Source organism: Stenotrophomonas sp. TWI169, from assembly GCF_039674705.1.
Classification (GTDB): Bacteria; Pseudomonadota; Gammaproteobacteria; order Xanthomonadales; family Xanthomonadaceae; genus Stenotrophomonas; species Stenotrophomonas maltophilia_P.
Genome location: NZ_JBDJOB010000031.1, coordinates 1 through 24,113 on the forward strand (window position 1 = coordinate 1; position 24,113 = coordinate 24,113).

Sequence of the window (24,113 nt, forward strand, 5' to 3'; positions counted from 1 at the left end):
GTTACCAACAGCCGCGTGAACCTGTCGAAGGTGGGGCGGGGGGGGGTGGGGGGGGCCGCCGGCGGGCGGGGGGGGGCCCCCCGGCCCCCCCACGGCGGGGGAAGGGGGGGGGGGCCCACCCCCCCCCCCCCCCCCCCCCCCCCACCCCCCAGGTCTTCCCCCCCCCCCCCCCCCCCCCCCCCCCCCCCCCCCCCCCCGCCACCCCACGGAATGCCGCTTTGGCTTTGGCTTCGGCCGTTGCCGTTGCATTGAGCAGGTGCAGGGCTGCAAGCCCTGCCGAAAACCCCCTTGGGCGTAGAATGCGGATATGAGCGAATCCCTTGATACCCATCTGGTCCACGGTCGCCGCCAGCGGCCGGATGGGCCGTCGCCGGTCGATGTCATTTCGGTCCAGTCGCAGCTTGTCTACGGCCATGCCGGCAACAGTGCCGCCATGCCGCCGATGCGCGCGCTCGGTGTGCGCGTGGCCGACATCCCGACCACGCTGCTGAGCAACGCGCCGTTCTACGAGACCACCCGCGGCCGCGTACTGCCCAGTGACTGGTTCGCCGATCTGCTGCTGGGCACCCACGAGCGTGGCTTGCCGCAGCGGGCCAGGATGCTGGTCTCCGGCTACTTCGGCAGCACCGCCAATGGTGCGGCGTTCGCCGACTGGCTCGATCAGGTCCTGCCCGCGTGCCCGCAGCTGCGCTACTGCCTGGATCCGGTGATCGGCGATACCCATACCGGCCCCTATGTGGAGCCGGGTCTGGAGGCGATCTTCGCCGAACGGCTGCTGCCGCATGCGTGGCTGGTCACCCCGAATGCATTCGAGCTGGCCCGTCTGACCGGCATGCCGGCACTGGCCGAGGCCGACGCCATCGCCGCCGCGCGTACGCTGCTGGCGCGTGGTCCGCACTGGGTGATCGCGCACAGCGTGGGTGGCACGCCGGGCGAGCTGGTGACGCTGGCGGTGGGACGCGACGAGACCTGGCGTTGGACCTCGCCGCTGCTGCCGGTGGACGTGGCCGGGACCGGCGACGTACTGATGTCGCTGGTGGTGTCGTTCCTGCTGCGGGGAGAGTCGATGCAGCAGGCGATCTCGCGTGCCATCGCGGGTACCCATGCCGCCCTGGAGGCCACGCTGGCCAATGGTTTCGAGGAGTTCGACGTGATTGCCGCGGCGCCCGCCGCACTGGCCGAAGGCACGCGCTTCCGCGCTGAACGCGTGGCATGACGGCAGTGCAGCACTTTGCGCCGCGCACGATCGGCATCGTCGGCAGTGCCGGCGCCTACGGGCGCTGGCTGGGCCGCTTCTTCGAGCAGCAGATGCGACTGCAGGTGATCGGCCACGATCCGGCCGATGCTGCTTCGCATACACCGGAGCAGTTGCTGGCCGAGGCCGATGTACTGGTGTTCTCTGCACCGATCCGGCATACGCCGGAACTGATCGCCGAATACGTGCGCCGCTCGGCGGGTCGTGAACGCGGGCGCCTGTGGCTCGATGTCACCTCGGTCAAGGACGCGCCGGTACAGGCGATGCTTGCCTCACAGGCCGAAGTGGTCGGCCTGCACCCGATGACCGCGCCGCCGAAAGCCCCCACGTTGAAGGGCAGGGTGATGGTGGTCTGCGAAGCGCGACTGCAGCACTGTCGGCCCTGGCTGGATGCGCTGTGCGTGGCGCTGCAGGCCGAGTGTGTGCGCGCCACGCCACAGCACCATGACCAGATGATGGCGTTGGTGCAGGCGATGGTGCATGCCACGCATCTGGCCCAGGCCGGCGTGCTGCGGGAATATCAGCCGCAACTGGGGACACTGGAAGCGATGCTTCCCTATCGCTCGGCGTCGTTCGAACTGGATACCGCGATCATCTCGCGCATCCTCTCGCTGAATCCGGCGATCTATGAGGACATCCAGTTCGGCAATCCGCATGTCGCGCCGATGCTGGAACGCCTGGTCGGCCAGCTGCGCATGCTGCAGGCCCAGGTCGACCAAGGCGACGACATGGCGCGCGGTGCGTTCCGCGAGCAGATGCTGGCGGCGAACCAGGCCGCCTTCGGCGCGCCTGCACTGGCCTCGGGAAACTATACCTTCGAGCGGGTAGGCTACCTGCTGGCCGATCTGACCGAGCGCAACGCCGTGTCGGTCCACCTGCCGGAAGATCGCCCGGGCTCACTGCGTGAGCTGCTGAACATCTTCGAGCAGCACGGCATCAGCCTGGCTTCTATCCATTCCTCGCGCACGCCGGGCGGGGAAGTGCATTTCCGCATCGGCTTCGTCGCCGGCAGTGATCCCCGTGCCCTGGCCGACGCAGCGGCCGCCGTGGATGCCAGCGGAATCGGACGGGTACTGGCGTAGTGCATTCATCCACAGGGGATGTGGATGAATTCTGCGCAAACATGTGGATAACACTGCTCATGCCTTGCCAGCACAAGCTGTCAAGATCTGTGGCGAAAAACTGACCAGGGTGCTGCCGGTGGGGCCGGGCTACGCCCGGCGGCCCTGCGATTGACCCGCGCGACGCTAGCGCGACGCTAGATGGTCAGCCGCAGTTCGCCGCCGCTGGTGCTGAACTCGCGGCCATTGCGCACCAGATGACGCCCGTCGTCGAGCTCGTAGCGCGGGGTGGCTTCGGAATGATGCCCGCTGCCATTGGCCTCGGGCTTGAACTCGATGATGATATGGCTCTCGCCATTGCTGTCGACTGCGGGAAACTGACGGAACGACATCGTCCACCTCCTTCAGCGGATGCTGCTTCTGCGCGGCCAGCTTGGCGCCAGAGGTGTTAGCCGACCGTCATCAATCGATGAACTGCAGTCGCGCCAGCTCCGCGTACAGACCCCCTTCAGCCAACAACTGTGCGTGCGTGCCTTCGGCGACGATGCGCCCCTGGTCCATGACCACGATGCGGTCGGCCTTGAGCACGGTTGCCAGACGGTGTGCGATGACCAGCGTGGTGCGGCCCGCCATCAGGCGCTCCAGCGCCTGCTGTACACCGTACTCGCTCTGCGCGTCGAGCGCGCTGGTGGCTTCGTCCAGCAGCAGGATCGGCGCATCCTTCAGCAGCGCGCGGGCGATCGCCACGCGCTGCTGCTGCCCGCCGGACAGGCGCGCGCCGCGCTCGCCCAGCTCACTGTCATAACCCTGCGGCAACGCACGCAGGAAGCCATCGGCCTCAGCGGCACGAGCCGCTTCCTCGACTTCGGCATCGCTGGCCTGCAGGCGGCCGTAGCGGATGTTGTCGCGGGCGCTGGCGGCGAACAGCGTCGGTTGCTGCGGCACCAGGGCCAGCTGGGCGCGCAGGTCGGCGGGATCGACCTCGCGCACATTGATGCCGTCCACGCAGATGCGGCCGTTGGCCGGGTCATGGAAGCGCAGCAGCATCGACAGCACCGTGCTCTTGCCGGCACCCGAGGGACCGACCAGGGCCACGGTCTCGCCGGGGCGCACATGCAGGCTGAAGTGATCCAGCGCGGCCTGGTCCGGTCGTTGCGGGTAGTGGAACACCACGTCGTCGAACTGGATCTCGCCTCGCAGCGGCTGCGGCAGCGCGCGTGGATGCGCGGGCGCGCGGATCTCGACATCCTCCTGCAGCAGTTCGCCGATCCGGCCCATGCCGCCGGCAGCGCGCTGGAGTTCGTTCCAGACTTCGGCCAGAGCGCCCACCGAGCCACCGCCGATCAGCGCATACAGCACGAACTGGCCCAGGGTACCGGCACTGAGGCGACCCTCGATGACATCGTGAGCGCCCAGCCACAGCACGCCGACAATGGCACCGAAGATCAGCAGGATGGCACTGGCGGTGACCAGCGACTGTGCGCCGATGCGTCGGCGTGCGGCCCGGATCGCATCGCCCAGCGCCAGGTCGAAGCGGCCGCGCTCGTAAGGCTCGCGCGCATGTGCCTGCACCGTGCGGACGGCACCGAGGGTCTCGCTGGCCAGGCTGTTGGCGTCGGCGATGCGGTCCTGGCTGCTGCGCGCGACGGTGCGCAGCTTGCGTGCGCCGATGATGATGGGCAGTACCGCCAGCGGGATGCCGAGCAGCGACCACGCCGCCAGGCGCGGACTGGTCACGAACAGCATGGCCAGGCTGCCGACCACCGTCACGCTGCTGCGCAATGCGACTGACATGGTCGAACCCACCACGCTGCGCAGCAGCTCGCTGTCGGCGGTCAGGCGCGAGACCAGTTCGCCGCTGCGGCTGCGGTCATGGAAACCGGCACCCAACTGGATCAGGTGCCCGTACAGACGGCTGCGCAGGTCGGCCACTACCTTCTCGCCGAGCAGCGACACGAAGTAGAAGCGTGCGGAGGTGGCGATCGCCAGCACTACCGCCACCAGCATCAGCAGGGCAAACGCCCGGTTGATCTGGCCGCCGCTGCTGAAGCCGTGGTCGATCATCTGCTTGACGGCCGGAGGCAGGCTGAGGGTGGCGGCCGAGGAGACGGCCAGCGCCAGCAGCCAGGCGGCGAACAGGCCACTGTGCCGGCGCACGAATGGCCACAGCGTTCGCAGGCTGCCGAGGCGGCGCAATGGCGGGGTCGCGGCGGCCGCGTCGTCCTTGTCAGTCATCCTGGTCGTCATCTCGGATACGGATACGGTCACGGGTGGCGTCTCGCAGGCGGATTTTCAATGCGTCGGCCTGGTCGGCGGGTAATTCGATCCGAAGGCGCACGCCTTCAGCGTCGAACTGTTCATCCTGCTTCTCGGCGGAGAACGCGGGCAGGGCCGCATGCAGGGTACCCAGGTCCTCGAAGCCGGCCAGCAGCTGCAGCCGTGCCATCGCCACCAGCGGCAGCCGCGGTGCCGTGCGCAGACACTCGGCGGCGGTACCGCCGTAGGCGCGGACCAGACCGCCGGCGCCGAGCTTGATACCCCCGTACCAGCGGATCACCACCACCATGACCCGGTCGAAGCCCTGGCCATCGATGGCGGCCAGGATCGGCCGGCCGGCAGTCCCCGCCGGCTCGCCATCATCGCTGGAGCGATACTCCTGTCCATGCCGGTAGGCCCAGCAGTTGTGCGTGGCGTCGGCCACCATCACCCGCTGCAGGAACGACATCGCCGCCGCCGCGCCATCGATGGGCGCGGCATGGGCGATGAAGCGGCTGTGCTTGACTTCCAGCGTGTGGCTGACGGGCTGGGCGAGGGTATCGGGCATTCCCTTCATTCTACGGGGTTGCCGCCCCCATGCTTCAGTCGTCCAGCAGAGGACGCAGGTCGCGTGGCAGCCGCGACTCCGGATACTGCTGCACGTAGCGCTCGAGGCTGGCACGGGCGATGTCGCGCTGGCCTTCGTCGCGACGTTCGCGGATCTTCTGCAGCCACTGCCGGCGGGGCAGCTGGGCGTCGGCGGCCACTTCGGCCTGCACGGCCGTAGCGCTGAGCGCGGCATCGCTGCCGCGACGCATCACGCCCGGTGCGCTGCGGAGCGGTGCGGCCCGCTTGAGCGTCGTGGTGTCACCGCGCTGTCCCGCGCTGGCCGGGGCGGCCTCCATCGCGCCGGACAGGGGGGCAACGGCGTCGCGCGCTTCCAGCGACGGCGGCGCAGGCGCCGCAGCAGGCAGCGGTGCCGAATAGGCCACAGCGGCCGGAGGTTCCGCAGCCGGCGGCGGAGCTGCGGTGTCGGCGGCGGCGCGCTCGGTGGCCTGAGCCGCCGCTTTCGCTCGTGCCGCCACCGTCGGTGCCGGTGCTTGTGGTGCGGAGGATCGGGCCGGCGCGGCGGGCCTGGGTGCCGCGACCGGTGCCGGTGGTGCCGGCGGCGCACTTGCGATGGCCGGCTCGGCAGGGGAAGGCCGGGTAGGGCCCTCGGCAGGCTGCGCGGCCACTTCGGCAGCGACCTCGCCGGCGACGCGCGGCGCGGTGACCTGCGCATCGTGCGCCGGGAGCGCGGGCGGTTCCGGGCGCAGCTGCCAGGCGATGCCGATGGCGAATACCATCGATGCAGCGACGCCGAACACCGCAGGCCAGTGACGGCGCGGACGCCGTGCACGCACGCTGCCCGCACCGGGCGCGTCGGCCTCGGGGGCCTGCACCGCCGCACGGGCGGCCGCCAGGATCGTGGCATCCAGCGCCGCCGGAGGCGCCTGTTCGACACGACGGCCGAGCAGGCGCGCCAGCTCGCGCTCTTCAGGCGTCAGGGGTTCGTCTCGGTTCATGCGTTCAGTCCCGCACGCAGCTTGTCCATCGCATAGCGCAGCCGCGATTTCACGGTTTCCCGGCCTACGCCGGTGATCTGGCCGATCTCCTCCAGGCTCAGTTCCTGATCCAGCCGCAGCTGCAGCACTTCGCGCTGCTCCAGCGGCAGTTCTTCCATCGCGCGCTGGATGCGGCGACGTTGCTCGAATTCTGAAAGCTCTGCTTCCGGGGTCTGCCCGTCTTCCAGCGCGGCCAGACGCAGCTCGGCATCGGCCGGCGCCGCCGGGCGGTGGCGTGCGGCGCGCCAGTGATCGTTGAGCCGGTTGTGCGCGATGCGGAACAGCCAGGTGCTGAAGGCGGCATCCGGCTGCCAGCCGGACCGTGCGCTGATGACCCGTTGCCAGACGTCCTGAAAGATCTCCTCGGCCAGGGCGGTATCGCGCAGCTGGCGCAGCAGGAAGCCGAACAGGCGCTTGCGATGGCGCGCATACAGGCTCTCGAACGCGTGCAGGTCGCCGCCGGCCCAGGCGAGCATCAAGGCTTCATCGGTTGGCAGGGCGCTGGCGTCCACGCGGTACAGGTTAAGGCCTGCCGACGATGGCGCATAGCGGGGTGCGGGGGCGGACAGGGCGAGGTTCATGGCTCGGAACGGGGTGCGGACGCCAGGAATAACGAACGGGCGCACGATTCGGGGTTGCCGGGCTTCCATTGCCCCCCCGGTGGCGCGCTATGCTCGGCGGCTCAGGGGAGGCGACGCACAGACGGCGCCAAGAGATTGTCATTTGTCCACGCACGCTGAACCTGCGCAAACGCCATCACACGAGGCCGTGCTGAGTACGGAACTCGTGCGCGCGCTGCATGCGCTGCTGCCGGAATCGGCGGTGGTCCGGGTCGGCTGGGACGATCCCCAGCTGGGGCGCGGTGACGCCATCTGGCCGATACCCCCGGTCGCGGCCGACAGCGGGGCACCGGCTGCCGGCGATGGCCGCCACGGTTGGGATCATGATGGTGCCCGCCTGTACCTGGTGGTGGAAGGCGCGGCGCCTTCGTCCGCATGGTGGGGTCTGGCGCGGCAGGCCATGGAACTGGCCCTGCAGCGGGGCCGCCAGGCGGGACAGATCAAAGCGCTGGAAGAGGCCGAGCGGCTGCAGCAGGCGCTGTTCCAGATTGCCGATCTTGCCGGCGCCGACCTGGAGATGGGGCAGATGCTGCGCCGCGTGCACGACGTGCTGGGCACGCTGATGTACGCGGAAAACTGTTACATCGTCGAATACGATGACCTGCACGACCAGATCAGGTTCCTGTACTTCGCCGACCAGGTGGATGATTTCGTCGCCGACCCGGCGCAGAGCTTCGACGCCAGTGGAATGCCGCGCAGCCTGACGGTGGCGTTGCTGCACCATGGCAGGCCCCTGAGCGGACCTTCGCGGGAACTGTTGGCCCGCGAGGTCGGGCAGGAGCATGACCCGCTTCGCGGCCCCGAAAGCCTGGACTGGCTGGGTGTGCCGATGCTGCGCGATGGCCGGGTGTGCGGTGCCATCGTGGTGCAGAGCTACGAGCAGGCAGACCGCTATGGCGAGGCCGAGCGTGCACTGCTGGGTTTCGTTGCCCAGCACGTACAGACCGCGATGGACCGGCGCCAGGCCCAGGTGCGGCTCGAGCAGCAGGTGGAACTGCGCACGCAGGAGCTGCAGCGCGCAAACCACAGCCTGCAGGACGAAGTGGCCGAGCGTCGTCGTGCCGAGCAGCTGCAGATCGCGCTGTACGACATTGCAGAGATGGCGATGTCCGCCGAGAGCCTGGAGCAGTTCTACGGCCAGGTGCATGGCGTGGTCGGCCGACTGCTCGACGCGCGCAATTTCTACATCGCGCTGGTCAACGAGGCGGGTGATGGACTGGATTTCGTCTACTCGGTGGATGAACGCCACGCCAGCCGCGCCTCTCGTGCGTTCAGTCGTGGCCTGACCGAATACGTGGTGCGCAACCGCCAGCCGCTGTTGGCCTCCCGCGCGCAGATCGACTCGCTGCGCGCCAGTGGCGAGGTGCGCGAGTCCGGCGCGCGCTCGCTGTGCTGGCTGGGCGTGCCGCTGCTGCGGGATGACGAAGTGGTTGGCGCGATCGTGGTGCAGAGCTACAGCGAGCAGCGTGCCTTCAGCATCCACGACCAGCGCTTGCTGACCTTCGTCGCGCAGAACATCGGCACCGGACTGGCCCGCCAGCGCGACCAGCAGCGCCTGCGTTCGGCGCATGCCGAACTGGAGAAGCGCGTGGACGAACGCACGCGCGAACTGGCTGAGGTCAACGAAAAGCTGTTGGGCCAGATCGGCGAGCGCCTGCGTGCCGAGCAGCGGCTGACCCACCAGGCCATGCACGACGCGCTGACCGGGTTGCCCAACCGCCTGCACCTGCTGGACCGGCTGCAGGATGCGCTGGTACTGGCCAGGCAGGAGGACGGCCCGGTGTTCGCGGTGCTGTTCCTGGATCTGGACCGTTTCAAGCTGGTCAACGACAGCATCGGCCACGCGGCCGGCGATCACATGCTGGTGGAAGTGGCCAAGCGCATCGTGTCGATGGCAGGCCCCGACGACGTGGTGGCGCGCCTGGGCGGTGATGAGTTCGCGGTGCTGCTGCAGTGCCCGCTGGGCTTGGCGCAGGCCCTGGATTTCGGTCAGCGCCTGCTGTTGGCATTGCAGGAGTCGATGTGGATCGCCGGGCGCGAGCTGTTCCCGTCCGGCAGCCTCGGCATCGCACTGTGGAATCCGCGTTACCGGACCGGAGAAGAGCTGCTGCGCGATGCCGACGCCGCCATGTACCGGGCCAAGGCGCAGGGCCATGATCGCTGTGCGATCTTCGACGAGGACATGCGCGAGCAGGCCATGCGCAGCCTCGATCTGGAAGCCGATCTGCGGCGGGCGATCAACAACCGGGATTTCGTGCCGTTCTACCAGCCGATCGTGCGCCTGTCCGACGGGGAAGTGGTGGGCCACGAAGCGCTGCTGCGCTGGCAGCACGAACGGCGTGGCCTGCTGTTGCCGGGCGCGTTCCTGGAGCTGGGAGAGGAGAGCGGGTTGATCGAACAGGTCGACTGGCTGATCTACGAACAGGTCATCGCCGGCCTGGCCGCGGGCGGGCAGGGCTATGTGTCGGTGAACGTGTCGCCGCGGCATTTCCGTTCGGCCGGTTTCAGTGCGCGCCTGTTCGGCCTGCTCGACGCCTGCGGGGCCGATCCGCGCCGGTTGCGCCTGGAGATCACCGAGGTCGCGCTGCTGGATGACGGCCCGCACACGCTGCATATCCTGCAGGGACTGCGCGAGCGCGGCATCCAGGTGCAGCTGGACGACTTCGGCACCGGCTTCTCGGCGTTGTCGTACCTGCACCGCTTCCCGATCAGCACGCTGAAGATCGACCAGAGCTTCATTGCCGGCCTGCATGGACCGGAAGTGCAGAGCACCCGCGCGCTGGTACAGGGCGTGCTGTCGCTGGCGCGCACGCTGGGCATCGAAACCATCGGCGAAGGCATCGAAACCGAAGCCCAGCGGCAGACACTGCGCGAACTGGGCTGCGATTACGGCCAGGGCTACCTGCTGGGGCGACCGGCTCCCTGGGCCGACGTGGCGCCCTGAGACGCCACGCGGCGGACGATCAACGCAGGGCGGCGCGGCGCTTCTCGTCGATCCACTTGGAGGCCTGTGCCGGCTGGTAGTTCTTCATCCACTCCAGCATCTGCTCGATGTCCGAGCCGTACCACAGGTCCTGGCGCTGGTCCGGGTGCAGGAAGCGCTCATCCACCATGCGATCGATCATGCCGATCAGCGGTGCATAGAAGCCGTCCACGTCCAGGAATCCACAGGGCTTGTTGCCGATGCCCAGCTGGCGCCAGGTCAGCATCTCGAAGATCTCCTCCATGGTGCCGAAGCCGCCGGGCAGGGCGACGAAGCCGTCGGCCAGGTCGAACATGCGCGACTTGCGTTCGTGCATCGAGCCGACGATCTCCAGCTCGGTCAGGCCACGATGGGCCACTTCCCAGTCGGCCAGCTGGCGGGGAATCACGCCGGTGACCTCGCCGCCGGCCGCGAGCACGGCATTGGCCACGGTTCCCATCAGACCGACGTTGCCGCCGCCATACACCAGGCGCAGGCCGTCGCGGGCGATGCGGTCGCCCAGTGCAATGGCGCGTTCGGTATAGGCCGGCTTGCTGCCAGCGTTGGAACCACAGTACACACAGATCGATTTCATGGATCTTCCTGTCTCTTGGCCGGAAACGAAAACGCCCCGTCGCCGACCGCAGGGCGGTCAGGGACGGGGTGTCCAAGGATTATGAGGCCTTGAGAGGCCTTCTGTAGAGCCGAGCCATGCTCGGCTGCTCTTCGTTCAGATCGCGGCAATGCCCTAGCCGAGCATGGGCTATGCCGGTCGTCCTGACCGGCACCCTTCGGGCCGTCGCCAGCGACGTTGGCAGCGGCTCCTGCCGCTGCCTTCGGCTCTACAAAAAGCGGGGGCTTACGCCGCCGCAGCCTGCTCGCGTCGCGGGCCTTCACGCAGGGCGCGGCCGACCATGCCCACCAGCAGATCCAGCTCTTCGCTGTCCATGCCGAAGTGGGGCGTGAAGCGCAGCGAGTTCTCGCCGCCATGAATCACATTGATGCCATGCCGGCGCAGCCATTCTTCGGTGGAACCACTGCCGTAGCACTTGAACTGCGGCGCCAGCTCGCACGAGAACAGCAGGCCGGTACCCTGCACCTTGGTGATCAGCTCGCCAAGCTCGCCCTTGAGCTGTTCCAGCTTGCGCACGGCTTCGGCGCCGCGCTCGGCGATGTTGGCGCGCACCTGCGGGGTCAGCTGTGCCAGCGTCGCGCAGGCCACGTCCAGCGCACGCGGGTTGCTGGTCATGGTGTTGCCGTAGATGCCCTTGCGGTACAGCTGTGCGGCATGCTCGGTCACCGCCAGCACCGACAGCGGGTACTGGGCCGCGTTCAGGGCCTTCGAGTAGGTTTCCATGTCCGGCGGATCCAGGCCTTCGAAGCCCGGGTAGTCAACCACCGACAGCACGCCGTGCGCGCGCAGGCCGGCCTGGATCGAATCGAGCAGCAGCAGGCTGCCGTGCGCGCGCGTCAATTCGCGGGCCAGGGCATAGAACGACGGCGGCACCGAGCGGCCCGGATCGCCTTCGCCCATGACCGGCTCCAGGAACACCGCCTCGATGAACCACCTGTTGCGGGCGGCGTCCTCGAACACCGCGCGCAGGCCGGCTTCGTCGTACGGCGCCACGGTGATCACCGAATCCTCGCCACGGTAGCTGGCCAGATGCTGCATGTAGCTCTTGCGGCTGGAATCGGAGTACAGCGCCGGCCGGTCGGTGCGGCCATGGAAGCTGCCCTTGACCACCACGCGCTTGATCGCGGCGCCGGCGTGGCGCGCACCCGGGTCGGTCTGCAGCTTGGCGTTGACGTCGGCGATGCGTGCGGCCAGCCCGACCGCTTCCGAGCCGGAGTTCAGGCACATGAAACGGGCGAACGGGCAGCCGCCACGACGGTGGCCGATCTCGGCGCGAAGGGCGGTGATGAAGCGCTGCTGTGACAGGCTGGGGGTCATGATGTTGGCCATCACCTGCGGTCGGGCCATCGCCTCCAGCACCGTGTCGGGGGTATGACCGAAGCCGAGCATGCCGTAGCCGCCAGCGTCATACAGCACCGCCCCCTTCAGGGTGACCACCCACGGGCCGCGCGCGGCCAGCGCCACATAGGGCGTAACGGCGTCGTCGGCGTAGAAATTGACGAACCCGTCCTGCATGGCATCGATCTGCGCCTGTTCGTCCTGCGCCAGCAACGGCCCCAGTTCGCCCTGCACACGGGCGAACTCCGCGGCGGCGGCCTCGACCGCGGCCACCAGCTGCGGATGGCGGACGGACAGGGTGGTCAGGGTGGCGTCGTCCAGGCCGGTGGTGAGGCGGGTGCCGGGCTGGCTGCGCAGGGGGGCGAGGCGTTCGATGAAGCTCATTGCAGATCTCCTGAAACAATGGGGCGCACGGGCCATCAAAAAGCAAAACGCGCGTCATCACGCGCGCTGGGCGGCCTCGTGCAGCGGACTTCCATCTCGATGCTAGCACTTGTTTTTTTGCGCGATAACCCCGCAGAAACCTGTTGCATAGCAGCATTTTGCGCGACGTTCGCCGCGGACCACGCCGGCTCGCAGACGCTGGCCGTACAATGCGCGCCATTGTCGACCTGTTGCCGCCCACTGCCTTGAAGAAGTCCGATTTCCACTACGACCTGCCGGCTGAACTGATCGCGCAGGCGCCGCTGGCTGAACGTTCCGCCAGCCGCCTGCTGCTGGTGCCTCCGGCCCCTGCCGCCTTCACCGACCTGCAGGTGCGTGATCTGCCCTCGCTGCTGCAGCCGGGCGACCTGCTGGTATTCAACGATACGCGCGTGATCCCGGCGCGCCTGTTCGGTCAGAAGGCCAGCGGTGGGCGGGTCGAGATCCTGATCGAGCGCCTGCTCGGCGGCCAGCAGGCGCGTGCCCAGGTCGGCGCCAGCAAGTCGCCCAAGGCCGGCAGCCGCGTCGCGCTCGATGCCGGTGGCGAAGCCGAAGTGCTGGGCCGCGACGGCGAGTTCTATGTGCTGCAGTTCCATGTGCCCGAGTCACTGGAGCAGTGGCTGCTGCACGCCGGACGCCTGCCGCTGCCCCCCTACATCCAGCGCGAGCCGGGCGTGGACGACCGCGAGCGCTACCAGACCGTGTTCGCGCGGGAGGTGGGAGCGGTGGCGGCACCGACCGCCGGCCTGCATTTCGATGAACCGCTGTTGGCCGCGCTGAAGGACAAGGGCGTGGAGTTCGGCCACGTCACCCTGCACGTGGGGGCAGGCACCTTCCAGCCGGTGCGAGCCGATGACCTGAAGGACCACGTGATGCACCGCGAGTGGCTGAACGTGGGCGCCGAGCTGGTGCAGCAGGTGCGTCGGACCCGCGCTGCGGGCGGGCGCGTGATCGGTGTCGGCACCACCGTGGTGCGCGCGCTGGAAAGTGCGATGCGTGACGGCGAGCTGTTGCCGTTCGCCGGCGAGACGCAGATCTTCATCACCCCGGGCTATCGGATCCGCAGCGTTGACGCGATGGTGACCAATTTCCATCTGCCGGAAAGCACCCTGTTGATGATGATTTCGGCCTTTGCCGGCAAGGAGCGGGTGTTCGAGGCCTATCAGCACGCGATCCAGCAGCGCTATCGCTTCTTCAGTTACGGCGACGCGATGCTGCTGTTCCCGCAGGCAGGGTAGGGCGCGCCGGGAGGGCAGGGACCCTTGTGGGTGCGCACCTTGGTGCGCACGCCTTCTTGGGAGACAATAGGCAACTATTTGCCTGAACGACCGCTCCATGTCCCGACTGCAGTTCCAGCTCAAGACCCGCGACGGCCGTGCCCGTCGCGGCCGCCTGACCTTCCCGCGCGGCACGGTGGAAACGCCGGCTTTCATGCCCGTGGGAACCTATGGCTCGGTCAAGGGCATCCTGCCGGACCAGGTGCGCGCGCTGGGGGCCGAGATCATCCTTGGCAACACCTTCCATCTGTACCTGCGTCCGGGCCTGGACATCATCGCCGACCACGGCGGACTGCATGGCTTCTGCCGCTGGGACGGCCCGATCCTGACCGATTCCGGCGGTTTCCAGGTGTTCTCGCTGGCCCACCGCCGCAAGATCACCGAACAGGGCGTGACCTTCGCCTCGCCGACCGACGGGGCCCGGGTGTTCCTCGGCCCGGAAGAGAGCATGAAGATCCAGAAGGTGCTCGATTCGGACGTGGTGATGATCTTCGACGAGTGCACCCCGTACCCGGCCACCGAGGACGTCGCCCGCCGGTCGATGGAGCTGAGCCTGCGCTGGGCCCAGCGCAGCCGCAACGCCCATGACGAGCTCGGCAACGATGCGGCCCTGTTCGGGATCGTCCAGGGGGGGGTGCATACCGACCTGCGCAGCCGCTCGGCCGAGGCCCTGCAGGCGATCGGCTTCGATGGCTATGCCATCGGTGGCCTGGCCGTGGGCGAGCCGGAGCACGAGCGCAACGCCATGCTCGACCACCTGGATCCGGAGCTGCCGGGCGACCGCCCGCGCTACCTGATGGGCGTGGGCCGGCCGGAAGACCTGGTCGAGGGTGTCGCACGCGGCGTCGATATGTTCGACTGCGTGATGCCGACCCGCAACGCGCGCAACGGGCATTACTTCACCTCGTTCGGTACCGTCCGCATCCGCAATTCGCAGTATGCGCGGGACATGGACCCGATCGAACCGGGCTGCGGCTGCGTGGCCTGTACCGGCGGCTACACCCGCTCGTACCTGCGCCACCTGGACCGCTGCAACGAGATGCTGGCGCCGATGCTGGGCACCCTGCACAACCTGTTCTACTACGAGAAGCTGATGGCCGACATCCGGGCGGCGATCGAGGCGGGAACCTTCCAGGCCTTCCGCGAGTCCTTCTATGCGGCACGCGGAGCGGTTCCGCCGCCGCTGTAACCCGGCGCCCCCCTGCCGAACGGCCCGGGGACGAACGTCCGGGGCCATGGCATACTTCAAGGCTGACCCAGATCCGCGGTCGACACCCCGCGCCCGTGAAAGGGCCGGAGCGCCGCCCAACCAAAGGACCAAAGATGAACCTGCTTGCCTTCCTGATTCCCGCCGCCCACGCCCAGGCCGCCGGTGGCCAACCGCAGGGCATGGGCCTGACCACGCTGCTGTTCCCGATCATCCTGATCGCCATCATGTACTTCCTGATGATCCGCCCGCAGATGAAGCGGCAGAAGGAGCACAAGGCCATGCTGGAGAAGATCAAGCGTGGCGACGAAGTGCTGACCAACGGTGGCATCGCCGGCGTGGTCACCGACATCGGCGACAACTTCGTCACCCTGGAAGTGGCCGAGAACGTGCGCATCCGCGTGCAGAAGGGCGCTGTCGGCAACGTGCTGCCGGCCGGTACCCTGAAGTCGGCCCAGTAAGCCACTCCCTTTCCGATGCACAACCGCGGCGCCGGGGATGGCGCCGCGCGGGACCCAAGCAATGCTCGAATTTCCACGCTGGAAGTACGTCGTCATCCTGATCGTACTTGCGCTCAGTACGCTGTATGCGCTGCCCAACATCTACCAGAAGGACGCGGCCGTCCAGATCACCGCCAACCGTGGCGGACAGGTCGACGACGCCCTCCGCGACCGCGTGGTGGCTGACCTGAAGAAGGCCGGCATCGCCAGCCTCGGCGCGGAGAAGGAAGGCGAGAGCCTGATCGTCCGCCTGCCGGACCTCAAGACCCAGGCCGCGGCAAGCGACCTGCTGCGCGACAGCGTGGGTGAGAACTACACGGTCGCGCTGAACCTGGCATCCACCGTTCCGGACTGGCTGGCCAATCTTGGCGGTCGCCCGATGACGCTCGGCCTGGACCTGCAGGGCGGCGTGCACTTCGTGCTGCAGGTGGACCAGAAGGCTGCGCTGGACAAGCGCCTGGATGCCTATACCGAAGACGTGCGCAGCACCCTGCGCGACGCACGCATTCCGTACCAGTCGGTCGAGCGTCGCGCCGACAACAGCATCGTGGCCAACCTGAGCCCGTCCGCCGGTGACGACGCCGCGCAGCGCGCCCGCACGGCCCTGCTCAAGGCGCAGCCGACCCTCGGTTACGACGTCAGCGGCAGCCGCATCACGGTGACCGTGCCGGAGGCCGAGATCTCGCAGATCGCCAACGGCGCCATCGAGCAGAACATCAATACCCTGCGCAACCGCGTGAACCAGCTGGGCGTGGCCGAGCCGATCATCCAGCGCCAGGGCGCCGACCGCGTCGTGGTGCAGCTGCCCGGCGTGCAGGACACGGCCGAAGCCAAGCGCATGATCGGTGCGACCGCCACCCTGGAATACCGTGCGGTGGTCGAGGGCAACGCCCAGGACGCCATCAACGCCGGCCGCATCCCGCCGGAAGCCAAGGTCTACCAGCAGCGTGACGGCCGCGGCCCGATCCTGCTGAACAAGCGCGTGATCGTCACCGGCGACCAGATGGTGGCTGCGCAGGCGGTGACCGACGCCAACAGCGGTGCCCCGGCGGTCAGCGTGACGCTGAACAACGTCGGTGGCCAGCGCATGTTCGACTTCACCAGCGCCAACGTGAACAAGCCGATGGCGGTGGTGTACACCGAACGCGTGCCGACCGTGACCGTGGTCGACGGCCAGGAAGTGCGCGGCTTCAAGGTCAACGAGGAAGTGATCTCGGTGGCCAACATCAATGGCGTGTTCGGCAAGAACTTCCAGACCACCGGCCTGCAGAAGAAGGAAGCCGAAGATCTGGCCAAGCTGCTGAAGTCCGGCTCGCTGGCCGCGCCGATGGACTTCGTCGAAGAGCGCGTGGTCGGCCCGAGCCTGGGTGCCGAGAACGTCAAGAACGGCATGCGCGCCGTGGTCTTCGCCTTCCTGTTCACCCTGGTGTTCTTCAGCATCTACTACCGCATGTTCGGCATCATCACGTCGGTGGCGATGCTGTTCAACCTGCTGATCGTGGTGGCAGTGATGTCGTTGTTCGGCGCGACCATGACCCTGCCGGGCTTTGCCGGCCTGGCGCTGTCGGTCGGCCTGTCGGTCGACGCCAACGTGCTGATCAACGAGCGTATCCGTGAAGAGCTGCGGGCCGGTGTTCCGGGCAAGACCGCGATCGTGACCGGTTACGAGCGCGCTTCCGGCACCATCCTCGACGCCAACCTGACCGGCCTGATCGTCGGCGTGGCCCTGTTCGCATTCGGTACCGGTCCGCTGAAGGGCTTCGCGCTGACCATGATCATCGGTATTTTCGCCTCCATGTTCACCGCGATCACCGTGTCGCGTGCGCTGGCGACGCTGATCTACGGCCGCCGCAAGAAGCTCCAGAACGTGGCCATCTGACGGGACGACACGCACATGAAACTGTTTCCGCTGCACATCCTCCCGAACGACACCAAGATCGATTTCATGCGGTGGCGCCATGTCGCCATGGTCGTCACGATCATCGTGTTCCTGGCATCGATCGCCATCATCGGCTTCAAGGGCTTCAACTATGCCCTGGACTTCACCGGTGGCACCCTGATCGAAGCCCGCTTCGAGCGCCCGGTGGACGTCGAGCAGGTCCGCACCAAGCTCGAGCAGAGCGGCTTCGACGGCGCCCAGGTGCAGAGCGTCGGTGGCAGTACCGACCTGCTGATCCGCCTGGCGCCGCACGGTGAGCATGCCCCGGGTACCGGCGATTCCGCCGCCGAGGACAAGGCCACCGCGGCGGCCGTGGTCAAGGCGCTGTCCTCGGCCGACAACCAGGCGACGGTGCTGCGCAATGAGTTCGTCGGCCCGCAGATCGGCAAGGATCTGGCGATGAACGGCCTGTACGCCACCATCTTCATGCTGGCCGGCTTCCTGATCTACATCGCCGTCCGCTTTGAATGGAAGTTCGCGGTCACCGCCAGCATCGTGGCCATGTTCGACCTGATCGTGACGGTGGCTTACGTGTCCCTGCTGGGCCGCGAGTTCGACCTGACGGTGCTGGCCGGCCTGCTGTCGGTGATGGGCTTTGCGATCAACGACATCATCGTGGTGTTCGACCGCGTCCGCGAGAACTTCCGCAGCCTGCGCGTGGAGCCGATGGAAGTGCTGAACCGTTCGATCAACCAGACGCTGTCGCGTACGGTGATCACCGCGGTGATGTTCTTCCTGTCCGCACTGGCCCTGTACCTGTACGGTGGCAGCTCGATGGAAGGCTTGGCCGAAACGCACATGATCGGTGCGGTGATCGTGGTCATGTCGTCGATCCTGGTCGCGGTGCCGATGCTCACGATCGGCTTCCTGCGCGTGAGCAAGCAGGACCTGCTGCCGAAGGCCAAGGACATCGAGGCTCTGGCCCGCCGTCCGTAAGCGTTCGCGCTGCACGCAACGCACAGAGAACCCCGCGCAAGCGGGGTTTTTTGTTGGCAGGGCGTGCAGCCCTGCACCTGCCGAGGCAAAGGCAACATCAACAGCGGGCATTCTGCGGGATGGCGGGGCGGTGTCGGAGTGCGGGGACGCCGTAAACCCGTCCATGGGGGCTTGGCAGCCGCATCCATGCGGCTGACACCCCGCACTCCGACACCGCCCCACCTTCGACACGTTCACGCGGCTGTCGGTAGGTGTCGATCTTGGTCGACACATCTGTCAGATTTCGAATGAATTCAATCGTGTCGACCAAGGTCGACACCCACCAGAGCAGAATGCGGTTCCGACAGAACGCGGAAGACTGTCGAAGGCGGGGTGGGTCCGGTTGCGGGGGCGTGAGCGCCATGGATGGCGCGACCGAGCCTACATGGACGTACTTGCGGCGTCCCCCGCAACCGGACCTGCCCCGCCATCCCGCAGATAGCTCGCTTCTGACGTTGACGTTGACGTTGACGTTGACGTTGATTCGGCAGGTGCAGGGTGCAACCCTGCAAAACAAACACCACCCTACGGCAGCGTCGGTTGTGCATTCGGCTCTCGCGCACTACGATCCTGCGGTTCGCGCGCGCAGGCGCGCCCTCCGATTCCTGCTGAGCGCCCTGCGCGCCGCATCTGCCAACCCGAGGTATCCATGGTCATCAAACCGCGCGTCCGCGGCTTCATCTGCGTCACCACCCATCCGACCGGCTGCGACGCCGCCGTCAAGCAGCAGATCGATTACATCCGCGCCCGCCCGCCGATCCAGAACGGTCCCAAGCGCGTGCTGGTGATCGGCGCCTCGACCGGCTACGGCCTGGCCGCCCGCATCACTGCCGCGTTCGGCAGCGGTGCGGCGACCCTGGGCGTGTTCTTCGAGCGTCCCGGCAGCGAGACCAAGCCGGGCACGGCGGGCTGGTACAACTCGGCGGCGTTCCACCGCTATGCCGATGAGGCGGGCCTGTATGCCAAGAGCATCAATGGTGATGCGTTCTCGGATGAAGTGAAGGCGCGCACCATCGAGATGATCAAGGCCGATCTCGGCCAGGTCGACCAGGTCGTCTACAGCCTGGCTGCGCCGCGCCGCAAGCACCCAAAGACCGGTGAAGTGATCAGTTCCACGCTGAAGCCGATCGGTGAGCCGATCACGCTGCGTGGCCTGGATACCGACAAGGAAGTGATCACCGAGACCACTTTGCAGCCGGCGACGCCGGAGGAAATCGCAGGGACCGTCGCAGTGATGGGCGGTGAAGACTGGCAGATGTGGATCGACGCGCTGGCCGATGCCGGCGTGCTGGCCAACGGCTGCACCACCACCGCCTTCACCTACGTTGGCGAAGAAATCACCCAGGCCATCTACTGGAATGGCTCGATCGGCGCTGCCAAGAAGGATCTCGACACCAAGGTGCTGGGCCTGCGCGAGAAGCTGGCGAAGATCGGCGGTGATGCCCGCGTGTCGGTGCTCAAGGCCGTGGTCACCCAGGCGAGCTCGGCCATTCCGACGATGCCGCTGTACCTGTCGCTGCTGTTCAAGGTGATGAAGGAAAAGGGCACCCACGAAGGCTGCATCGAGCAGCTGGACGTGCTCTACGACATCCTCTACGGCGGCAAGGCCGACGGCGTGGCGATCGACCGCCTGCGTCACGATCTGGTCGATGGCGATGGCCATACCGTCGCGCTGGTCGATGAAGAAGGCCGCCTGCGTGCCGACTACAAGGAAATGGCGGCAGACGTGCAGGGCAAGGTGGTTGCGCTGTGGCCGCAGGTGACCAACGAGAACCTGTATGAGATCAGCGACCTGGCCGGCTACAAGGCGGACTTCCTGCGCCTGTTCGGTTTCGGCGTTGAAGGCGTCGACTACGAGGCCGACGTCGATCCGGATGTTAACATCAACAACCTGTTCTATATGACTTGATCTAAATGGCCGGCTAAAGCCGGCTTTTTAACTTTGGGCGCGCCGCTTTGCTCGCGGGGCTGGGCCCGGCGCTACCAGGCTCGTCGTGCATGGGCCGGCGATACCCCGGCGCCCCTTGGTAGCGCCGGGCCATGCCCGGCGATGCGGGATCACCCGAAGTCGAAACTCATCGTCGGCAGCGCCGGACCGACGAAGTCGCCCTGCACGTAGTCCACGCCTGCACTGAACAGCAGCGTCATGGAGTTGGCATCGCTGACGAACTCGGCGATGGTGCGGATACCGGCCTCCTGCGCGCGCGCCGTGATCTGGCTGATGCGGTCGATGTTCTCGCGGGTCGCCGCCAGGTCGCTGGTGAATCCACGGTCCAGCTTGAGGAACTGCGGCTGGAAGTGGGCCAGCAGCTGGAACGAATCCAGGCCGGACCCGAACTGTTCCAGGCCGATGCGGCAGCCCAGCGGGGCCACGGCGGCCAGGAACTGCTGGGCGCTGCGCAGGTGGGTGAACACCTTCGCTTCCGGCGCATGCAGCCACAGGCGCTCGCCCGGAACCCCGTGCGCTTTCAGTTCACCACGCAGGGTGGCAATCATCTGCGGGTCGTCGAACGATTCGGGGGTGACCTTCACCAGCATCTGGGTGGCGCTGCCTTCGCGCGCGCGCTGCCCCAGCACCGTGATGGCCTTGGACACCACCCAGCGGTTGATCTCGGCCAGCAGCCCGTGTTCCTCGGCGATGCCAAGGAAAGCGGTGGGACTGAGCAGTTCACCGTTGTGCTCCAGTCGCAGATAGGCTTCGTACAGCTCCAGTGGCTCGCCCTGCAGGTTCAGTACCGGCTGGTAATGCAGCTGGAAGCCGTCGCCGTCCAGGGCTTCGCGGATGCGGCCGACCCATCGCTGCACACGTTCTTCCTCGACCCGATCGACCGCGGCCGGATCGAAGATGCGACAGGTGTTGCCCAGCTCGGCGGCCGCCTGCGTGCACTCGCTGGCACGCGCCAGGACTTGGCCGATACTGGCGATCTTCTCGCCGACCTGGACACCGCCGATGCTCACGGTGACCGTGGCCGAACGCGCGCCGATGCTGAACACATGGGCGGCATATGCCTCACGGATGCGTTCGGCCAGTGCCACGGTCTGCGCATAGGGGCCGGCCTGCAGCACGGCGAAGCTGTGTTCGCCGAAGCGCGCCAGCTGCGCGTCCTCCCCCACGACATCGGCCAGCAGGGAGGCCAGCGCGCCGATGAGGGTATCGGCCGAGGCCAGCCCGATGTCCGGCATCAGCCGCGCATAGTGGTCGGGCTCGACCAGCAGCAGGCCGAACTGGCCCTCGCTGCGGCCAGCCTGGGCGACCGCACTTTCGACCTGCAGCATGAAGGTCGGCCGGTTCAGCAGGCCGGTCACCTGGTCGCGCTGGCGAAGATCCTCGACCTCTCGGGCCAGTTCCGGGTCGAACTCGATCCGGCGGCGGAACACGACCTGCAGGCAGGATTCGCCCTCATAGGTGGCTGCGGTGAATTCCATCGTTGCCGGAAACGCACTGCCATCCTGGTGGCGTGCATCGAGCTGGTACTGCGGTGGTGGCGCTTCGCCGCGGCTGAGGCTCTTCAGCAGCTGCTTGAAGTCATCAACATGCTGGGCGGCCACCATGTCCAGCAGCGAGATGCCCTCGATGTCGTCGAAATGCTCGTAGCCGAACATGTCCAGATAGGCATCGTTGGCGCGGATGTGCATGCCTTCGTGCACATAGGCGATGGGTTCGCGGGAGGAGGCAATCAGCGCGTCGCAACGGCGCTCGGTCTCGCGCATCTGTGCCTCGATGCGACGCAGCCCGCGGCGCGCCTGCAGGTCGACCCACTGGTCGCGGACCACCGCCAGCAGATGCTCCGGCCGTTGACGGAGGGCAAGGGCGCGGATGCCATGGCTGCTGGCCTGGACCAGCTCATCCTCGTCGATGCGCTCGGCCAGCAGCACCAGCGGAATGTCCTTGCCACTGGCCGCGATGTGCTGGGCCACCAGCGGCAGCGGGATGCCCTGCGAGGGCGAGGCCAGCACCAGATCGATGGCCTGGTTGGCCAGCACCTGCGACAGCTCGGCCGAATCCTGCGGGCGCCAGGGGCGCACGGCGATGCCGCTGTTGCGCAGCGTGCTGACGATGGCTTCCGCATTCTCGCCGCTGTCGTCGACGATCAGCAGGCGGATGGTGATGTCGTTCGCGTTCTGCATGCACTGCTCCCCAATCTGCGGATCTTGATACACGATGCTCGGCGAGCCGTCCATGCGTGCAGGCATCCCGCACCCCGAACGGCGATGCGGTTCACACCACGCTGCCGGCGGCGTGGCCGCTGGCCCAGGCCCACTGGAAGTTGTAGCCGCCAAGCCAGCCGGTGACGTCCAGCACTTCGCCGACGAAATGCAGGCCCGGCACGCGCTTGGATTCCATCGTGGAGGACGAAACGTCGGCGGTGTCCACGCCGCCCAGCGTAACCTCGGCGGTGCGGTAACCTTCGGTGCCACTGGCCACCAGCGGGAACGCACCCAGCAGCTGCGCAGCCTGGCGCAGCTGGGGCTCATCCAGCTGCCGTACCGGGCGGTCCGGCAGCCAGTGTTCGCACAGGCGCTGGGCCAGGCGCTTGGGCAGGACCTCGGCCAGCACCGTGCGCAGTTCGGCGGCTGGCCGCTCCTGTTTCATCCGTCGCAGCCACTGGCCGGCATCCTGGCCGGGCAGCAGATCCAGTTCCAGTGCATCGCCGGGTTGCCAGAAGGAGGAGATCTGCAGGATCGCCGGGCCGCTGACGCCACGATGGGTGAGCAACATGGAATTCTGGAACTGCATGCCGTTGCAGCGCGCCTCGATCGGCAGGGCGACACCGCTCAGGTCGGCCAGGCGCTCCTGGTGCCTGCCACTGAGGGTCAGCGGCACGAGTCCGGCGCGGGTCGGCAGCACGGCATGCCCGAACTGGCGTGCAATCTCGTAGCCGAAGCCGGTTGCGCCCAGGCTGGGGATGGACAGGCCACCTGTGGCGACCACCAGCGAGGCGCAGTGGAACATCCCCTGCGTGGTGTGCACACGGAAGCCATCCGTCCCGTGCTCGATGCGCTCGACGCTGCAGTGGGTACGGATGTGCGCACCCGCTGCCTGGCACTCGTCCACCAGCATCTTCACGATCTGCTTGGACGAAACGTCGCAGAACAGCTGCCCCAGCTCCTTCTCGTGATAGGCGATGGCATGGCGCTCGACCATCTCGATGAAGTGCCAAGGCGTATACCGGGCCAGCGCCGATTTGCAGAAGTGCGGATTGGCCGACAGGAAGTTGGCCGGGGTGGTGCCGGTGTTGGTGAAGTTGCAGCGGCCACCGCCGGACATCAGGATCTTCTTGCCGATCTTGTTGGCGTGATCGATCACCTGCACCTGGCGGCCGCGCCGGCCGGCGGTGATCGCGGTCATCAGGCCGGCGGCACCGGCACCGATCACCACGACGTCGCAGCGCGTCGTACTCATGCCTTGGCGCGCTTGCGCCAGGTGGGGATGATGTCGAGCTGGATCTGGTCGTTGAGGATCTGCACCTCGCCGTCCTGGATCAGCACGCTGAAGCGCATGGCACGCTGGATCTGCTGGCCCCACTGCTCGACGAAGGTGCCATCGAGGTCGATCACCGACAGGTTGTCGAAGCGCGCCAGGCCCTTGCCCTGCTTGCCCCACCAGATGTCGGACGCATTGCCGCCGTAGTTGACCACCTGCACCTGGCGGCTGCGATTGCTGGCCTTGCGGATACGGGATTCATCGGGGTGGCCGAGGTCGATCCACTGCAGGATGTCGCCGGTGTAGTCGTGCTGCCACAGGTCCGGCTCGTCATCCGTACTCAGGCCCCGGCCGAATTCCAGGCGGTCGTCGGCGTTGAGGGCGAAGGTGAGCAGGCGCACCATCAGGCGCTCGTCGGTTTCCGACGGATGCTGGGCCAGGGTCAGGTTGTGGGTCGCGTAGTAGCCGCGATCCATGTCGCTGATCTGCAACTCGGCCTTGCGGATGGTGGCGGTGAGGGCCATGGGGGATCCGTCGACTAAAGAGGACAATGATAGAGGTTTGCTGCAGGGGTGTCCGTGGCCGGGGTGTCTGCCGCGCGTCAACGGTGGCACGCTTGCGGTTCCTGTTGCCGCCG

Annotated in this window: 19 protein-coding genes; 9 read left to right on the top strand and 10 right to left on the bottom strand. The window is 67.4% G+C overall.

The genetic code is table 11. The features are described from left to right. The first annotated feature begins 307 nt into the window (after nucleotides 1–307). The gene (gene pdxY, locus ABE543_RS17360) at nucleotides 308–1,216 is read left to right on the top strand and encodes a pyridoxal kinase (RefSeq protein ID WP_053519791.1); all 909 of its coding nucleotides are present in this window, start codon (nucleotides 308–310) and stop codon (nucleotides 1,214–1,216) included. Further along, the gene (locus tag ABE543_RS17365; RefSeq protein ID WP_180876314.1) at nucleotides 1,213–2,337 is read left to right on the top strand and encodes a prephenate dehydrogenase; all 1,125 of its coding nucleotides are present in this window, start codon (nucleotides 1,213–1,215) and stop codon (nucleotides 2,335–2,337) included. The genes pdxY and ABE543_RS17365 overlap by 4 nt, the downstream gene beginning before the upstream one ends. 176 nt (nucleotides 2,338–2,513) lie before the next feature. Here ABE543_RS17365 and ABE543_RS17370 read toward each other — a convergent pair whose 3' ends face one another. From ABE543_RS17370 to ABE543_RS17390, 5 genes are all read right to left on the bottom strand, one after another. Next, nucleotides 2,514–2,708, bottom strand: coding sequence for a hypothetical protein (locus ABE543_RS17370; protein WP_053519789.1), 195 nt, complete (start codon nucleotides 2,706–2,708; stop codon nucleotides 2,514–2,516). A 70-nt stretch (nucleotides 2,709–2,778) separates the two neighbouring features. Continuing rightward, nucleotides 2,779–4,551 carry an ABC transporter transmembrane domain-containing protein gene (locus ABE543_RS17375; RefSeq protein ID WP_279942824.1) on the bottom strand — a complete coding sequence of 591 codons (1,773 nt, stop codon included), beginning with the start codon at nucleotides 4,549–4,551 and terminating at the stop codon, nucleotides 2,779–2,781. Further along, nucleotides 4,544–5,140, bottom strand: coding sequence for a YigZ family protein (locus tag ABE543_RS17380; RefSeq protein WP_053519787.1), 597 nt, complete (start codon nucleotides 5,138–5,140; stop codon nucleotides 4,544–4,546). The genes ABE543_RS17375 and ABE543_RS17380 overlap by 8 nt, the downstream gene beginning before the upstream one ends. 34 nt (nucleotides 5,141–5,174) lie before the next feature. Next, nucleotides 5,175–6,137: a hypothetical protein gene (locus tag ABE543_RS17385; protein WP_346475945.1), complete on the bottom strand. Its 963-nt coding sequence runs from the start codon at nucleotides 6,135–6,137 to the stop codon at nucleotides 5,175–5,177. Beyond that, entirely contained in the window at nucleotides 6,134–6,652 is a 519-nt protein-coding gene (locus ABE543_RS17390; RefSeq protein ID WP_229765872.1) for an RNA polymerase sigma factor, read from the bottom strand. Before ABE543_RS17390 ends, ABE543_RS17385 begins: the two co-directional genes overlap by 4 nt. A 247-nt stretch (nucleotides 6,653–6,899) precedes the next feature. Between ABE543_RS17390 and ABE543_RS17395 the strand changes: the two genes are divergently transcribed. Further along, nucleotides 6,900–9,740, top strand: a complete 2,841-nt coding sequence (locus ABE543_RS17395) for an EAL domain-containing protein (protein ID WP_263177930.1) — start codon at nucleotides 6,900–6,902, stop codon at nucleotides 9,738–9,740. 19 nt (nucleotides 9,741–9,759) lie between these two features. Here ABE543_RS17395 and ABE543_RS17400 read toward each other — a convergent pair whose 3' ends face one another. Further along, nucleotides 9,760–10,353 carry a TIGR00730 family Rossman fold protein gene (locus ABE543_RS17400; RefSeq protein ID WP_346475946.1) on the bottom strand — a complete coding sequence of 198 codons (594 nt, stop codon included), beginning with the start codon at nucleotides 10,351–10,353 and terminating at the stop codon, nucleotides 9,760–9,762. Nucleotides 10,354–10,617: 264 nt separating this feature from the next. After that, entirely contained in the window at nucleotides 10,618–12,114 is a 1,497-nt protein-coding gene (locus tag ABE543_RS17405; protein WP_197600352.1) for an aminotransferase class III-fold pyridoxal phosphate-dependent enzyme, read from the bottom strand. A gap of 209 nt (nucleotides 12,115–12,323) precedes the next feature. On the opposite strand from ABE543_RS17405, the gene queA reads away from it, so the two are divergent. The 6 genes from queA (at nucleotide 12,324) to fabV (ending at nucleotide 19,960) form a co-directional block, all read left to right on the top strand. Next, a complete protein-coding gene (gene queA, locus ABE543_RS17410) occupies nucleotides 12,324–13,391 on the top strand; it encodes a tRNA preQ1(34) S-adenosylmethionine ribosyltransferase-isomerase QueA (protein ID WP_197572039.1) in 1,068 nt (355 codons plus the stop codon). A gap of 97 nt (nucleotides 13,392–13,488) precedes the next feature. Beyond that, nucleotides 13,489–14,619 (top strand): tRNA guanosine(34) transglycosylase Tgt, encoded by a 1,131-nt coding sequence (gene tgt, locus ABE543_RS17415; RefSeq protein ID WP_065181313.1) that lies wholly within the window; start codon nucleotides 13,489–13,491, stop codon nucleotides 14,617–14,619. Nucleotides 14,620–14,753: 134 nt separating this feature from the next. After that, nucleotides 14,754–15,098, top strand: a complete 345-nt coding sequence (yajC, locus tag ABE543_RS17420; protein ID WP_053519780.1) for a preprotein translocase subunit YajC — start codon at nucleotides 14,754–14,756, stop codon at nucleotides 15,096–15,098. A gap of 61 nt (nucleotides 15,099–15,159) precedes the next feature. Beyond that, the gene (gene secD, locus ABE543_RS17425) at nucleotides 15,160–17,016 is read left to right on the top strand and encodes a protein translocase subunit SecD (protein ID WP_053519779.1); all 1,857 of its coding nucleotides are present in this window, start codon (nucleotides 15,160–15,162) and stop codon (nucleotides 17,014–17,016) included. A gap of 15 nt (nucleotides 17,017–17,031) precedes the next feature. Then, the gene (gene secF / locus ABE543_RS17430; RefSeq protein ID WP_053519778.1) at nucleotides 17,032–18,012 is read left to right on the top strand and encodes a protein translocase subunit SecF; all 981 of its coding nucleotides are present in this window, start codon (nucleotides 17,032–17,034) and stop codon (nucleotides 18,010–18,012) included. Between the two features lie 688 nt (nucleotides 18,013–18,700). Next, nucleotides 18,701–19,960, top strand: coding sequence for an enoyl-ACP reductase FabV (gene fabV, locus ABE543_RS17435; RefSeq protein WP_346475947.1), 1,260 nt, complete (start codon nucleotides 18,701–18,703; stop codon nucleotides 19,958–19,960). A 149-nt stretch (nucleotides 19,961–20,109) separates the two neighbouring features. On the opposite strand, the gene ABE543_RS17440 is transcribed toward fabV, so the two are convergent. From ABE543_RS17440 to ABE543_RS17450, 3 genes are all read right to left on the bottom strand, one after another. After that, nucleotides 20,110–22,179, bottom strand: coding sequence for an EAL domain-containing protein (locus tag ABE543_RS17440; protein ID WP_128988965.1), 2,070 nt, complete (start codon nucleotides 22,177–22,179; stop codon nucleotides 20,110–20,112). Nucleotides 22,180–22,270: 91 nt separating this feature from the next. Next, a complete protein-coding gene (locus ABE543_RS17445) occupies nucleotides 22,271–23,455 on the bottom strand; it encodes an NAD(P)/FAD-dependent oxidoreductase (protein ID WP_111185616.1) in 1,185 nt (394 codons plus the stop codon). After that, nucleotides 23,452–24,000, bottom strand: coding sequence for a YaeQ family protein (locus ABE543_RS17450; RefSeq protein ID WP_053517781.1), 549 nt, complete (start codon nucleotides 23,998–24,000; stop codon nucleotides 23,452–23,454). Before ABE543_RS17450 ends, ABE543_RS17445 begins: the two co-directional genes overlap by 4 nt. Nucleotides 24,001–24,113: the final 113 nt, after the last annotated feature.